12 protein-coding genes, 1 tRNA gene, 1 other RNA gene and 1 pseudogene are annotated in these 13,975 nt (G+C 57.9%); 7 read left to right on the top strand and 8 right to left on the bottom strand.

Features of this window, described 5'->3' with window-relative positions:
- Positions 1-111: 111 nt before the first annotated feature.
- The 3 genes from recR to ffs form a co-directional block, all read right to left on the bottom strand.
- Positions 112-1,248: a recombination mediator RecR gene (gene recR / locus HMPREF2756_RS05930; RefSeq protein WP_070619273.1), complete on the bottom strand. Its 1,137-nt coding sequence runs from the start codon at positions 1,246-1,248 to the stop codon at positions 112-114.
- Between the two features lie 42 nt (positions 1,249-1,290).
- Positions 1,291-4,197 (bottom strand): DNA polymerase III subunit gamma and tau, encoded by a 2,907-nt coding sequence (locus HMPREF2756_RS05925; RefSeq protein ID WP_070619270.1) that lies wholly within the window; start codon positions 4,195-4,197, stop codon positions 1,291-1,293.
- 624 nt (positions 4,198-4,821) lie between these two features.
- Positions 4,822-4,916, bottom strand: an RNA gene (gene ffs, locus HMPREF2756_RS05920) — signal recognition particle sRNA small type.
- A gap of 150 nt (positions 4,917-5,066) precedes the next feature.
- Between ffs and HMPREF2756_RS05915 the strand changes: the two genes are divergently transcribed.
- Positions 5,067-5,151 (top strand) — tRNA-Ser (locus HMPREF2756_RS05915).
- A 136-nt stretch (positions 5,152-5,287) separates the two neighbouring features.
- The gene (locus HMPREF2756_RS05910) at positions 5,288-5,596 is read left to right on the top strand and encodes a type II toxin-antitoxin system VapB family antitoxin (RefSeq protein ID WP_004006550.1); all 309 of its coding nucleotides are present in this window, start codon (positions 5,288-5,290) and stop codon (positions 5,594-5,596) included.
- Between the two features lie 121 nt (positions 5,597-5,717).
- Here HMPREF2756_RS05910 and HMPREF2756_RS05905 read toward each other — a convergent pair whose 3' ends face one another.
- Complete coding sequence (locus HMPREF2756_RS05905; protein WP_070619266.1) at positions 5,718-6,404, bottom strand: TetR/AcrR family transcriptional regulator; 687 nt, start codon at positions 6,402-6,404, stop codon at positions 5,718-5,720.
- Positions 6,405-6,546: 142 nt separating this feature from the next.
- Positions 6,547-7,440, bottom strand: a complete 894-nt coding sequence (locus HMPREF2756_RS05900) for an alpha/beta hydrolase (protein WP_070619263.1) — start codon at positions 7,438-7,440, stop codon at positions 6,547-6,549.
- A 148-nt stretch (positions 7,441-7,588) separates the two neighbouring features.
- Between HMPREF2756_RS05900 and HMPREF2756_RS05895 the strand changes: the two genes are divergently transcribed.
- The 5 genes and pseudogenes from HMPREF2756_RS05895 (at position 7,589) to HMPREF2756_RS11010 (ending at position 10,726) form a co-directional block, all read left to right on the top strand.
- On the top strand, positions 7,589-7,903 hold the full coding sequence (locus HMPREF2756_RS05895) for a DNA polymerase family A protein (protein WP_179291551.1): 315 nt from the start codon (positions 7,589-7,591) through the stop codon (positions 7,901-7,903).
- 176 nt (positions 7,904-8,079) lie between these two features.
- Positions 8,080-8,733, top strand: coding sequence for a flavodoxin (locus HMPREF2756_RS05890; protein WP_141747833.1), 654 nt, complete (start codon positions 8,080-8,082; stop codon positions 8,731-8,733).
- Positions 8,734-8,921: 188 nt separating this feature from the next.
- Positions 8,922-9,032: pseudogene (locus tag HMPREF2756_RS11605) on the top strand (helix-turn-helix domain-containing protein); the annotation flags it as partial.
- Between the two features lie 228 nt (positions 9,033-9,260).
- The gene (locus HMPREF2756_RS05885) at positions 9,261-10,133 is read left to right on the top strand and encodes an alpha/beta hydrolase (protein ID WP_168163750.1); all 873 of its coding nucleotides are present in this window, start codon (positions 9,261-9,263) and stop codon (positions 10,131-10,133) included.
- 356 nt (positions 10,134-10,489) lie between these two features.
- Positions 10,490-10,726, top strand: a complete 237-nt coding sequence (locus HMPREF2756_RS11010) for a MerR family DNA-binding protein (RefSeq protein WP_204372780.1) — start codon at positions 10,490-10,492, stop codon at positions 10,724-10,726.
- 580 nt (positions 10,727-11,306) lie between these two features.
- On the opposite strand, the gene HMPREF2756_RS05875 is transcribed toward HMPREF2756_RS11010, so the two are convergent.
- The 3 genes from HMPREF2756_RS05875 to HMPREF2756_RS05865 all read right to left on the bottom strand — a co-directional run bounded on the left by HMPREF2756_RS05875 (position 11,307) and on the right by HMPREF2756_RS05865 (position 13,885).
- Positions 11,307-11,753 (bottom strand): flavodoxin family protein, encoded by a 447-nt coding sequence (locus HMPREF2756_RS05875; protein WP_048780124.1) that lies wholly within the window; start codon positions 11,751-11,753, stop codon positions 11,307-11,309.
- 12 nt (positions 11,754-11,765) lie between these two features.
- The gene (locus HMPREF2756_RS05870) at positions 11,766-12,788 is read right to left on the bottom strand and encodes an alpha/beta hydrolase (RefSeq protein WP_070619256.1); all 1,023 of its coding nucleotides are present in this window, start codon (positions 12,786-12,788) and stop codon (positions 11,766-11,768) included.
- Between the two features lie 176 nt (positions 12,789-12,964).
- Positions 12,965-13,885: an alpha/beta hydrolase gene (locus tag HMPREF2756_RS05865; protein ID WP_204372779.1), complete on the bottom strand. Its 921-nt coding sequence runs from the start codon at positions 13,883-13,885 to the stop codon at positions 12,965-12,967.
- Between the last annotated feature and the right edge of the window lie 90 nt (positions 13,886-13,975).

Raw genomic sequence — 13,975 nt, 5'->3', positions numbered from 1 at the left:
GTGGGAATTGTGCACGTATGTGTATTAGAACGTGAAATATGAAGAACTGTTACGGATGACTCTGCGGAACCGGGCGCTGCACATCCCATTTTTACAGAACGGCAGAGCTTATTAGCTCCACGGGTTAACGTATTTGGTGCCGGGCAGGGGTGGAACCTCCGGGGTGGGTGTGCGTAAGGGCCCCTCCTGTATTTTGCGGATGCGCGCCTCATAATCCTCCGACCGGTGCGCGTGGATGCGGTAGGCATCAGCGCGCGTAATATCCACCGGAATCTGCTCAGCCTGAGCCGTAGATTTATGGGGTTCGGGCTGGCTCTCTTGAGGGGAATCTGTCGAGTCTTCGGAACTCGGGGCTTCTGCATGGGCAGAATCATCGAGTGCCTGCTCGATAAGTGCCTCATCCACAGTGGTCTGCGTGCCAGGTGAGGGGGAACTATCCGCACGAGAATTATCGTTCTCCGCGTCGCGGGGGTTGTCAGAGGAAGAGTCCTCGGGCTCACCCTGGGAATTGTCAAGGTCGTCGAACATGCTCCCGCTCCAGCGTTTACGCGGAGCCTTTGGTTCGGCATCCGCGCGCTCACGTTCTGTCTGCTCTTCTTCAACAACCTGCTCAAAATCTTCGGCGGCATTCCCCTGAGCGATACCCGCGCCTTCGCTGATCACGCGGCGCCCCTCAAGCGCGCGCCCGAGCGTAATCTCGTCCGCATATTCCAGGTCGCCGCCGACGGGCAGACCGGAAGCCAGCCGTGAGAGGCGAATGCCCAGTGGAACCAGCATTCGCGAAAGGTAGGTTGCGGTAGCTTCGCCCTCAAGGTTAGGGTCCATCGCCAGAATAATCTCTTGAATACGCTCATCTGCCAGGCGCGAAACCAGCTCACGAATGCGCAGCTGCTCGGGGCCAAGTCCCGCCAGCGGGTTAATAGCCCCGCCCAGCACATGGTAACGCCCAGTGAAGGAACGGGTGCGCTCAATCGCCACCACATCCTTGGATTCCTCAACCACGCAAATCAGGCCCGGGTCACGCCGATCATCACGGCAGATAACGCACTGCTTCGTCTCCGAAACGTTGCCGCATATTTCGCAAAAGCTCACACTCGATTTGACCTTCGAAATCGCGTTGGTCAGGCGTGCCATGTCTGAGGCGTCAGAGTTGAGAATATAGAAGGCGATGCGCTGCGCCGACTTGGGACCCACCCCCGGCAGGCGACCAAGTTCATCAATGAGATTTTGGACTGCGCCCTCGTACATGCTTCTCCTCGTCTGTGTGTGCTGTGAGCGCGTTGTGCCGCGCTAAATCTGATGGAGCGGACGTTCGTCGATCACCTTGCCGCCAATAACCTTTTCGATGGCGCGCAAACCGATATGAACGCTATTCTCAATTCTCTCGTCGTCATCAGAAACGACATCTTCTTCATCGCTCTGCTCCTGCTGCGCGCGTTGTCCGCGTGCCGGGGCAGTCTCCTGCTCGGATTCGGCGGGCGGCTCTTCGGGTTTTGCGTCCGCTGAATCCGGCCGCTGAGCCAGGGGTGGTAAAGGTGAGACCGGGGCGGATGCGGCAGCCTCCCGAGCCGGCTTATTCCCCGCAGCCAGCGGTGCAGATGCGCTCGGCACCGGAATATTGCTGAACTCGGCATTCTCGGCGGTATCTACAGACTCAAGGGAAACTGAGGGGGAAGAGCCCTCACCCTGCGTCTGACCCGGATCCTGCGCGGAATCGTCCACCGGTTCATTGCGGCTACCGGCATCCTGAGGATCTTTATTACCGCTATCCTCACCCTGTTCGTGCGGACTCGGAGAATCCTGCTGCGGAATCCCGCTGCCCGAGGCCGCGAAGGAATCGCGCTCGCCAAAACCGCCCTCGGGAACCCTCGTATTCCCGCTATCTTCGGGTATTTCAGGGGGTACAGGCTCGGTTTCGGGAGGCAAGTTCGCTTGCGCCTCCGAGGATGTACCGGGTTGAGACGGGGAATCTTGAGGCGCTGTATCTTGCGGGGAAGAACCGGGCTGTGATGCTGCGGCGGGTTGGCGCTCAGCCGCATCGTTTGGGTGCAGCTCGGCGGGGGAATCCTCGGAATCTTGCGGGATAGGCGCGACCTCCCAGGCCGTAATGGGCGCATCCACGCTGGTTGTACCCTGTGATGTAGCCTCTTGCTCGGACGGGACGGGCTGCCCGTGACGGTTCCACGCATCCACGCCGCCACGCGGGCCGTCAGCAATCGGTGCGGGATCAGAAGATTCCTGGTCCGCGGCGGGTGCCTGGGCAGGTCGCGCATCTGGCTGGGCTTGGGGACGCGCAACCTCGGCACGCACACGCACCTGCTTGCGCAGAAAATCGCTCACGCGCGCGCTCAACTCCGGCACAAAAGAAGCAACCGCCTTGAGTGTAGGCATATCTGCCCGCACATACAGTTCGCCGCTAATCAGACGCACGGGCTCAACCTGCAACAGTTTTTCGGATGCGCCCGGCGCACTCACCCGCGCGATCACGGCACGCCAGTTGGCACGCACCGAGGCAAGCGGGTCTTCTGCATCCGCGACGGTAACGCGCTTGACGGGAGTTTCCTGCGCGGCGGCCGATGGTTCTGAGGGAACCGGTCGGGATGGTGTGGTCTCCGAAGGCGCACCTTCGGAAGATCCTGTACTCCCTGCGGCAGAGGCCAATGGCGCGGAGTTCTGAGGCGCGGAACCCTGAGACTGTTGATTCTGGTGCTTCTCTTTTTGCTCGCCTTCCGTTTCAGACTTAGGCACCCGCTGATTCGTGTTCTGCCCTAAAACGGGGCCGCCTAAAACGGAGCCGCGATGCTGCGCCGATGCGTTCGTAGCCTCGGCACCAGCCACCTTCTTTGTTGATGCTCCGCCGCCTGCCGCCAATGGGGGATCGGCATGCTGCGCGGGAGCTTGACGTTCGGCAGAACCGCCAGCGCTGGGCGATACGTTATTCTGCGCGGCGGAAGGCGTACTCTGACTCACTGCGGGATTTCCCGAGCGTCCCCCGCGTTGAGGCGCACCCGCACCACCGGCGGCAAGACGACGTTCGAGCGCATCCAGTCGAGAGGTCAGGGCGGTAATATCGCCGCCAGCACCGCCCGAATTGCCCGCAGGAACTAGCAGCCGCGCGCATAGCAGTTCAAGCTGCAGCTGCGGATTGGTGGCACCGGTCATAGAGTTAAGCACTTCGTTAACGGTGCTCGCCGCGCCGGTCAGCTGGGCCGTGGTGAAGGCTTGCGCCTGCGTTTTGAGGCGTTCTATCTGGTCGGCGGGAACGCCTTGCAGAATTTGCGCGGCATTTTGCGGTACCGCCTGCACCACAATCAAATCGCGCAGGCGTTCGAGCAGGTCTTCGACGAAACGGCGGGGGTCTTGCCCGGTCGCCACCACCCGCGAGACCGCCTCGAAGAGGGAGGGCGCATCTTGGGCGGAAAACGCATCAATCACGTTGTCGAGAAGCTGGGCGTGCGTATACCCAAGCAGGGCGACCGCGCGGTCGTAGCTAATGCCGGATTCGGTGTTGGCACCGGCGATAAGCTGGTCAAGAATGGAGAGCGAGTCGCGCACGGAGCCGCCGCCAGCACGGATGACGAGTTGAAGCACACCGGATTCGACGGGTACGTTCTCTTCGCTGCAGAGCTTTTCGAGATAAGGCAGAAGAACTTCGGGCGGTACCAGCCGGAACGGGTAATGGTGGGTACGCGAGCGGATGGTTCCGAGAACCTTATTTGGTTCTGTGGTGGCGAAGATGAATTTGATGTGCTCGGGCGGTTCTTCCACGATTTTGAGCAGGGCGTTGAACCCCTCGCGGGTGACCATATGCGCTTCGTCAATGATGAAGATTTTGTAGCGGTCGCGCACGGGTGCGAGGGTTGCACGTTCACGCAGGTCACGGGCGTGGTCTACACCGCCGTGGGATGCCGCATCCATTTCGATGACGTCGAGGGAGCCGCCGCCGTCGCGGGAGAGTTCGCGGCAGGAGTCGCATACACCGCAGGGGGTGGGGGTTGGTCCTTGGGCACAGTTGAGGCAGCGTGCCAGGATTCGTGCGGAGGTGGTTTTGCCGCATCCGCGCGGGCCTGAGAAGAGGTAGGCGTGATTGACGCGGTTGTTGGTGAGCGCGGTAATGAGCGGTTCGGTGACGTGTTCTTGCCCGATGACTTCGGCGAAGGTCTCGGGGCGGTAACGGCGGTAGAGTGCTGTGCTCACGGGTGACCTTCTGGTTGATGATGCGGGGTTCTACACTATTTTAGTTCACGGATGCACGCTTGGGGCTTGGTTTCGTCATCGGCGTGGGATGGTTTATACCTAAATTCTCGCCTGTGAGAAATGGCAGGCAGGTTATCTCAGATAAGTCTCTTGAAAGCATAAAGCGGGAGCGTTTTCTTCATTCGGGAGCAATTAAAGTGCTCCCGAATGAAGAAAACGCTCCCGAAGTCTAGAAGAACCTAGAATCCACCTTCGACGCTGAAACGGAAAACATCATTTTGCCAAAAAACACTAGAAACCCAGAAACACTTGCCCCTCCCGCCCCAAGGGAAACGAGATGATGGGCTTTTATATATACATTCCTCACGAACGCCTAAGGGTGTCATGGCTGCGAGGAACGAGTCGGCCATGACGGGTTCCCTTGTTAAAGTGAGGAGGAATGTATACATAAAAGCTGTGTAACAGCATGCGAAGTTTAAGGTAAAAACCCCTTACGCAACCGCTGAAGCCTCAGATTCCGAGCGCGCGAGGAAATAAATCTGAGGTTGAAGCCGCGAAGCGTGAGCGGAGCGGGCGCGTGAGCGCACTATGACGGTGTGTTTCTGTTGCGAATGTTTTTGGATATAAAAAACCTCTTACGCACCCGTCATAGCTCGAATACCCTTGCTACCTTCCGGTCCTGGGGGAGTTTTCCAAGATAACGCCACGTAAGAGGCACGTACCAGTCTACCTGATTTTGTGGTGGTTGTGAACTTGGTGTCGGGGCCTTGGGGTGCCTAGTGGCATTGGGCACTTTCGTTGGGGCAGAATTGCCTTAGTGTTGGGTTCCCTGTATAGTTTTATCCGTTCGCCCTTTTGGGTGTTTTGTTGGAGGATTCGCCTAGCGGCCTATGGCGCACGCCTGGAACGCGTGTTGGGTTCACGCCCTCGGGGGTTCAAATCCCCCATCCTCCGCTCTTTCCCCGGCTTCGAGTTTTCGAGGTCGGGGATTTTTGTTTTTGGTGTGCTGACCGGGTTTTATTGTGGCGTTGTGCCGTGTGTTGTGGGCGTGGCTTTTCGGCCTGGGGGAGCGGCATTTTAGAATGTAGATATGATTTTCAAGAAGGTTGGTTCTTCGCGCCCGTATCCTGAGCATCATTTGTCGCATGCTGATTGGGGTAATGTGCCTCCACAGCAGGTGCGTCTTGATGCGCTGATTACGACGCAGAAGACGCTTGACCTTGAGACGCTGCTTGCGGAGGATTCCACGTTTTATGGGGATTTGTTTCCGCATGTGGTGAAGTGGCGTGATGATTTGTACCTGGAGGATGGGGTGCATCGGGCGTTGCGTAATGCTTTGCATCGGCGTGCGGTGATGTATGCGCGGGTGCTTGATTTGGATCAGGTTCCGGGTTTTTAGCCGGATGCGCGTTCGCTCCCCGCAGCCAACTTGTTGAGATGAAGAAAACCCCTGACGTAGCGGTCGGGGGCTTTCGCGTTTAACGCTGGTTCGTTTTCTGTCGGACGGGGGGCGAGTGTCTTTAGGATGCGACGGTCAGCTCGGTCGTTTTCTCGCTTTTGTTTGCTTGAGTTTCTTCGATTTTGAGGGGGTTTCCGTCCGCATCAAACCGGGCGCCCAGTCCCATCTGAATGAACCTGATGGTACTTTGAATCTGGCGTTCGCGGGTTTGTGCGTCGGGGGCGTCTTCGGCGCGTCCGGCGCTTGAGGAGAGCGAACCGTGCACGAGCATCGCGAGTTCGCGAATGTCGTTTTCGGGTATGTATTTTTCGGTGATGGCGTCGGAGAGGATGTTTGCCAAAACCATTTGCAGTTCGCTCACGTGTTTGCCTAGGCGCGCGTATGATTCGGGTGAGAGCATGGAGCGCATGGCGGGTCCGGGGGGAAGGTGCCTGCGGGCGAGGTCTTCGATCTGCAGGCGAATATAGACGGCGAGCTGATCGATGGGGTTGGTGACTCCGGTGATCCCTTCATCAAGTTCGTGCAGGAACCGTTCGGTTTCGTCAAGGGCGTAGGCAACCAGGAGTTCGCCCATGTCAGCGAAGTAATTGTAGACTGCTGTGCGACCAATACCGGCGTTTTTGGCGACGTCGGTCATGGTGAGTCCGGGGAGTCCTCGGGAGTAGAGGAGCTGACCGAAAGATTCGAGGATAGCGCGTTTAGTGTTTTCGCGCTGAGCGGCGTTTGTTGCGGCAGAAATACGAGGCATAGTGACACTTTACCGCAGAACGTCAATAAATTGCGACTGTGGCACAAAAAATTACCGAAAAACTTGAGATATTTCTCAACGAGCGCATCACGCCCTGACTAGGAATGAAAATACTGTGCTCGGAAAATTTAGAAACCCCGGCTTAGAGGTAGCCCAGCCGTGTGGCGGCACGCAAATCGTCCCGAATCAAAGAGGTCAGCGGATACCCACGATGCCCCTGCTTTGGCAGAATACGCAGCATAGTGCGTGCCTGCCGTCCCCGGTAAAACTCTTCACCCTCATGAGCTGCACGCTGCGCTGACCAGATCTGGCCCGCAGAAGCCGGTGCTTTGCCGTCACGGTCTCCCACATGCCAGCTGAGCAGCATCCCGTTTAGGGAGCGGCTGGGCCCACGGAAACGCTGCGGAATACCGTCGGAACCGCCTCCACCGATCATGGAAGCACCCCCGCCCAGCAGCCAATCGTTGGAATGCGACAGCAGTTCGTAGGTAATAAATTCCGCCCCGCCCGAATACCCGGCAAGCCAAATGCGCGTGCGATCGTATCCGTATCGTTCGGCGAGGTCGGCGGCAAGGGCACGAAAAACACGACCGTTCCTGCGGGCACGCACCCACCAGGTGGTTGTGGGGTCATTGAAAACAGGTGCTTCAAGGGTCCCTGGTGCCAGCACGGGCACGCACAGCATACGATGTTCGCGGGCAATATCGGCGAGGTCGCGGCGCAAACTGGAGGTGCGGCTGAGCAGCCTGCTATTGGAACGAAGCAGGTAATCGCCGTCGAAGAAGAAAAGAATTCCGGGCGGCTCGGCCTGGGCAGCCTCAAGATAGTGTGCGTTATCGACCCGATAATGCAGGGTTCGTCCGTAGGCACGATAGGGGAGGTACCCCATGAGTTCGCTGGAGGAAACGAGCAGGGGCTCCAGAACCGAACCGGCGCGGCGGGCACCACGCATCGCCGCCGAAATGCTTCGGGGCAAACGCGGGATGTGCGCGGTTGTGCGGCGCACGGATGAGCGAGCAGGTTCTCGGTGACCCATATTTCTAGTTTAAGAGGCGACAGCCTGCACCGTAAAAAGGCTCGGACGCATCCACCTGTCCTACCGCTCCGGGTGCCTGTTCATTGCTCTGCCGTCTGGGCGGGAGCTGTGCTACCCGCGACCCAGGCTCGGTGAGAACCGCTTCGGTATGACCAGCATCCTCTTCGACGGGGTGGATGGCACCACCCGAAAATGGGGTCCGATCGAAACCTACGGTGGCAAGCTTACCGAGAACCTCGTCCAAGCAACCGCCCGGGACCTTCTCACCCACGCCATGCACCACGTCGATGCGGCAGGGCATCGGATCGTCATGCACATTCACGACGAGATCGTCGTCGACGAACCCACAGACGGTGCGAGCGTCGAAGACATCGTCGCGCTCATGACGAGACTCCCCACCTGGGCAAACGGCCTACCGCTCGACGCAGACGGGTACGAGTGCGGCTTCTACAAGAAGGACTAGGAGTGGATCTTCGACGTTAAGTGGCAATGTCCGAAGGAAACTAACGACCTTGACCGCCTCCCGGAGGGTCGTGCGGTCTTGCACAGGAGTCGCTCCCAACCTCTACTGTCGACAGTATGAAGATAAACACTTTCAAAAGTCGGTTGCGTGTTGCCATTACAGTAGCAGTTCTATGCATGCTGACCGCATGTAGTGCGATCTCGGGACAAAGCAGCAGCTCGGCTGGTGCCGATAACGCAACGACGCCGTCTGCGGGCTCGAATACAAACGTTAAATCGTTGGTTGTCTATTTTTCCCGAGCGGGAGAGAATTACTGGCACGGGAATCGGAAGAACCTAAAGAAGGGCAATACTGCCGTACTTGCCGAGGAAATAGTAAAGCAGACTGGTGCTGACGTGTATGAGATTGTCGCGGCTGATCCCTACTCAGATGACTACGGCGCAACGGTTGCCCGGAATGTGCGCGAGGAAGACGAGGATTCTCGTCCCGCAATTGCTCATGCCCTGCCGGATCTGTCTCGCTATCAGGTGGTCTACCTTGGCTCTCCGGTGTGGAACTCGACCATGCCGATGATTATGAAGACATTCGTTGAGCAAGCCAAGTGGCTAGGTCAGCAAGTTCGCCCCTTTGTCACCTACGCGGTCAGCGGCATGGCAGGTATCGATGAAGAGTATCAGCGTCTCCTGCCTGACCTTAGCGTCACTCAGGGGCTTGCGGTGCGTGGCGAAGATGTAGCGATTGACCCGGACGCGGCCGAACCTGAAGTAACCCCCGAAACAAGCCAAATTGTTAACCAGTGGGTGAATACCTTGAGTGTTCAACCTAGGTGAATGCGGCGTCACATCTTACGAAGCAAGCAATATTAGTGGCTCTTCAGAGTTGAGTGTGGGTGGAGGCATCTAGGCCTCCTGCGATGAGGAGCATTCGGAGTTGGTAGTTGGGGGGGCAGAGTCATAGGGTGTAAGCAATTTGTGTGGTAGCAGTGCTGTTGGAGGGGCTGGTCGTGAGCTGTCGTCGGATGTTGAGTGTTGAGGATTGTGCGGCGATTATGGTGGGGTTGGAGGCTGGCTTGTCCCAGGTGTGTATCGCTCGCTCGATTGGGCGTAGTCCCTCGGTGGTGTGCCGTGAGATCGCCCGCCACCGGGGTCCTGGCGACGTGTACCAGGCCCAGGACGCCGGGAGAGCGGCGCAGGCGGCCAGGCGCCGCCCCAAGAAGCGGCTCCTGGACCGCGATGAGGTTCTTCGCCGCCGCGTGATCTCCGATTTGTCCCAGGGGCGCACGCCCCGCCAGATCAGCGGGCGCCTGAGCGAAGCGTCCCTTATACCTGACACAGAGAAGGAAACAGAGGAACAATCTATGACAGAACACTATACAACGAATACAAAAATTGAAGATGTGATAAACGATCCCGTTTTTGGTGATTACGGCAGACTGATTTTTCCGGTGGACTCCGGCTATTATGGCGGTAGCACACTCGGCAATCTGTCGCTTACCTGGTACAACTACATAGATTCCGATAAGACAGTGGAGATCTGCAATTACATGAGAAATCAGGCGGAAAACGGGGACACCATCTTTTATGACATTTATACGGAAGAGGAAAAGGCTGCAGATCCGGCGAAAAGAGATACGGGTTTGTTCTTCTTTAAGGGAAATCCCGGCACAAAGTTCGCTATCGTAAACGCTGGCGGCGGTTTTGCCTACGTTGGTGCGATGCACGACAGCTTTCCCCACGCGTTGGAACTTTCCAAGATGGGATACAATGCCTTTGCACTGATTTATCGTCCCGGCGCACAGACGGCCTGCGAGGATCTTTCGAGAGCGATCGACTTTATATCCCGGCATACAGATGAACTTCAGGTTGATACGGATGGCTACTCTCTTTGGGGCGGATCGGCAGGCGGAAGAATGGCAGACTGGGTAGGAACATACGGTACGGAGTATTTCGGAGAGAAAGCCTATCCGCATCCTGCGGCTGTCATCGTAAATTACACCGGACTTTCGGAAGTGACAGGCTACGAGCCACCGACTTACAGCGCCGTAGGGACAAGCGACGGTATCGCAAGCTGGCGGACAATGAAATCAAGACTGGATACCATGTCTGAGATGGACATTCCCACGGAGTTCCATTCCTACGACAGGCTGCCACATGGATTCGGACTTGGAACAGGAACTGTTGCCGAGGGATGGATCGATGATGCCGTGGCATTTTGGGAAGACCAGATGTGACACAGAAGAAAGCGAGGAATTCTATATATGAAAAAGCAAACAGCAGGCAGAGAACATTTGGGAGAACTGGCTCCTAAATTCGCCGAATTAAATGACGACGTCCTTTTGGAGAGGTATGGTCGCGGGAATCACAGCTGTCGCTCCGTGACCGCAGTATGATCACGATCGCGGCACTCTTTTCCGCAGGGCTGTACCCGCAGCTGAAAAGCCATCTGATCCTTGGCAAGGACCATATTCCTGCAAATGTGAAGCATTGGCACGGTGCGGCAAAGGACAGCTGGTTCCAGCATATCGCACAGGAAATTTGGCTCTTCCGAGTTGAGTGTGGGTGACCGGGTGTTGAGCGGGCGTCCGGCATTCGCCGATTCGGCGATACGGAACTCGAGGCGCTTCGGGTCATCGAATGCCTAAAGAAGGCGGGGATGGAGATCAAGGACATCCGACTGTTCATGGAATGGTGCGCCGAGGGCCCATCAACATACCCCAAGCGCAAGGCAATGTTCGAGGAGCGGAAGGCCCACATGGAGTCGGAGATCGCCAACATGAACCGCGCGCTGGACATGTTGAAGTTCAAATGCTGTTACTACGAGTAAGCGATTCAAGATGGCAGCGAGGACAGGCTGGAGGCGCTGATTCCCGACGATTTGCCAGAAGAAATCAAGGACGCCTACGAAAACGCACACGCTCGATAAAGCCGTTCGCTACCCATGGTACTCCGGCAAGGAGCTCTTTCCGGGCAGAACGAAAAAGAAAGCCTCCGAACCAGAAGGTCCGGAGGCTTTCTTTTTCGTTATTTCGCTGGTGGCTTTGCTCTATAGCGATGCCGGAACAGCGCCAGGCGGTACTCGGCGGCACCAAAACGCGAGTTCAGAAGCCAGTTCCCGCTATTCCCACTCCTGTTATTCACAGGATTTATGGTGTCAAATACGTCCCTTCTCGTCCGCATCGTACCACCGTTTTCGCTCGTATCTTCCCAGTACAACAATAGAACAGCATTGCTTTGTACTCACGCGAAACCGACCTCTACTTACAGAAATCCCGGGAGTCTAGCATTGAGGTCGAAACGACCTCCGCAATCAACTGTGACAAATTGTCACAGTAGCTCTGCGCTGGGAACACTTTTCAAAAAAATGAGAAATTATCACGTGCATGCCGAGTACGAAGACACTCTGACTAGATCTTACTAGCCAGATCGGCAGCCTCTCTCGCATTGGTTGCCATGCCCATGTACTCCATGCCGTAGAGCCCGGCGAAGCGGCTCACGGTGGACTCGGCGCGTTCCAGCATCGCGGGTGTTGGAGCTGCTCCCTGGAAGATGAAGAAGAGCCGCTTCCCCGCCATGCTGCCCTCGGCCACGGGGCCGTAGAAGCGGTCGAGCAGGTTGCGGATCATGCCCGAGAGGTCATGCCAGTAGACGGGCGAGCCGAGCACGATGGTGTCGGTCTGCTTGAAGCGGGCCAGCACCTGATCGAACTCGTCGTCGTCGAAGTGCTGCCCGTGGTCGTAGACCTTGTGGTCTGCGAGATCTATCTGGTCGAAATCAAGACCGGCGAGGAGCCTTTGCCCAAGGGCGGAGGTGTTCCCGCCCTTCTCGCCGCCGTTGATGAAAAGGATGCTCATGTCACTCACTCCTTAGAGGTTGCTTCCGAAGAACTCGACGAGCTTGCCCACAGCCTGGGAAACATAATCCGGCTTCCAATAGGTCTGGATGTGGGTCGCGCCCGGGATCTCGAAGATCTCGCGCACGGGAGCGTTCACGGCCGCCTCGTAGCAGTCGATGGTCATGTACCCCGTATCGGCATGGCTTCCCATCATCATGAGCAGCGGCACGTTGATGAGCTCGGCCCCTTGGCGCGCATCCCATGCGGCGAGTTTCATGAGGCTCGACACCGTGTAGCTGAAGGTGCTGCCCTCATGCGCCGCGTCGCGACCGTAATAGTAGTAGCCCTCGCGGTAGAGGTCGTAGGGCATGGCGTCTGCCTGCTCGGGTGTTGCGGTCTCGCACATGTTGGGAGTGAGCGCGGCGTCCTTACCGTCGGCCTCGTCCTGGCGAGCCTTGCATGCGGCGGCCAGACGCTCCTGGATGGAGTCGACCTGGCTTCCACGAAAGCCCTCGCGGCGCACCTCGCCGGAATTGAACAGCGACAACGTCGCCACGGCCTTGAGGCGCTTGTCGGTCTGCGCTGCCTTGAAGGTGTATCCGCCGCCTCCGCAGATGCCGAGCGCCGCCACGCGCTCGCGGTCGACTCCCGGGAACTGCATGATGATGTCGGTGGCGCGGAGGATGTCCTCCACGCGGTTCTCGGGCCAGTCGGTGCTCCTCGGCTCGCCTCCGCTCTCGCCCTGGTAGGCCGCGTCGAAAGCGAGCGCGATATAACCGTTCTCGGCCAGCTTCTGGGCGTAGTTGCCCGCCACCTGGTCCTTCATGCCGCCGTTGGGATGCGCCACCACCACTGCCGGATAGCTCCCGTTCGGGTCGTAGCCAGCCGGGGTGTAGACGTTGGCCACCGCGAAGAAGTCGCGGTAGGGGTACTTGATGGCGTGGATGTTAACCTCGCCCTCGACGTTCTCGGTAATGGCGCCGCTGTAGACGAGCCCGAAGGGGTTGCCCACCACGGGAATGAACTCGCGCTCCGTGAATGCCTTGTCTGACATGATTAGTCCTTTCACTTGAATAAATTCACTTAAGATATATAGACCTGCTTGCCCTGGCGCGGAATTGTCGACGTAGACGTGCCGTTCGCAAGAAGTCATGAGTTGTGCCAGAGGAGCGCCATCGCGTTATACAAGTAGCGCCTCACCGTTTGCCCCAGCCGCATGCCTCAGCTCGATTAGAGGTTCTTCGCGAAGAACGGCGCGATGAACTTGAACGCCTCGTCGACGTAGGGATACAGGTCGTACATGTCGAAGTGCCCCGCCTCCGGGATGACGTGCATCTCCTTGTCGACTCCGGGCACGGCATCGAACACCTCGGTGGACGCCTCGCGGCTCCATGCGTTCTCTCCCGTGATGACGAGATAGGGCTTCTTCATGTCCTTCATGATGTCGACGACGTTGTACTTCACGAGCTCCAGCTGGCTCCAGGCGACAACCTGGTTCGTCCAGCCGCGCTTGTTCCCGCGGGAAGTGTAATAATACGCCGCGCCCTCGTCGAACGCGCGGGGCATGAAGTTCAGGTATTCGATGGGGCCGGTCCCGGCCTCATAGGCGGCCTTGGCTGCCTCTACCTCGTCCGCGGGCTTGAAGAATCCTGCCATGGCGGACTTGGAGATGTCAGCGATGGCGGGCACAATCGCCGCGACGGTCTTGAGGCGGGGCGCCTTCACTCCCGCCACGGACATGTAAGAGCCGGATCCGCAGATGCCGAGGCCGCCGATGCGGCTCTCGTCGACATAGGGAATGGAGGCCAGGAAGTCCGCAGCCCCCTCGATGTCCGTCTCCTTCACATCGGGAAGCTCCTGGTAGCGCGGCGTCCCCGCGCTCTCGCCGAAGTAAGACCCGTCGAACACGAGCGTCACGTACCCGAGCTCGGCGAGGCGCTTCGCGTACACGCTTTGAGCCTGCTCCTTGATCGACAGCATTGGGCCGGTCACCACGACGGCCGGGTACGACTTCGACACGTCGAGGTCGTCGGGGGTATAGAGGATGCCTGCCAGATTGAGGTCCAGCTCCTTGTTCTTGAAAGATACCTTCTGAAAGTCCATGCTCTCATTCCTTTCCTTGAGTGATGCAAAGATCGATGGTTTACTCATAGATCGTTCTTTGTAATTGCAATCATGATAGTCCCTATCCTTCAACTTGTCATGAACGCTGGCTTACTTCTGTGAATCGTAGTCGAGCTT

The sequence above is a fragment of the Rothia sp. HMSC067H10 genome (assembly GCF_001810635.1).
Taxonomy (GTDB): Bacteria; Actinomycetota; Actinomycetes; order Actinomycetales; family Micrococcaceae; genus Rothia; species Rothia dentocariosa.
The sequence above is the reverse complement of the archived record's forward strand: the minus strand, read 5'-3'. Positions and strand labels throughout refer to the sequence as shown.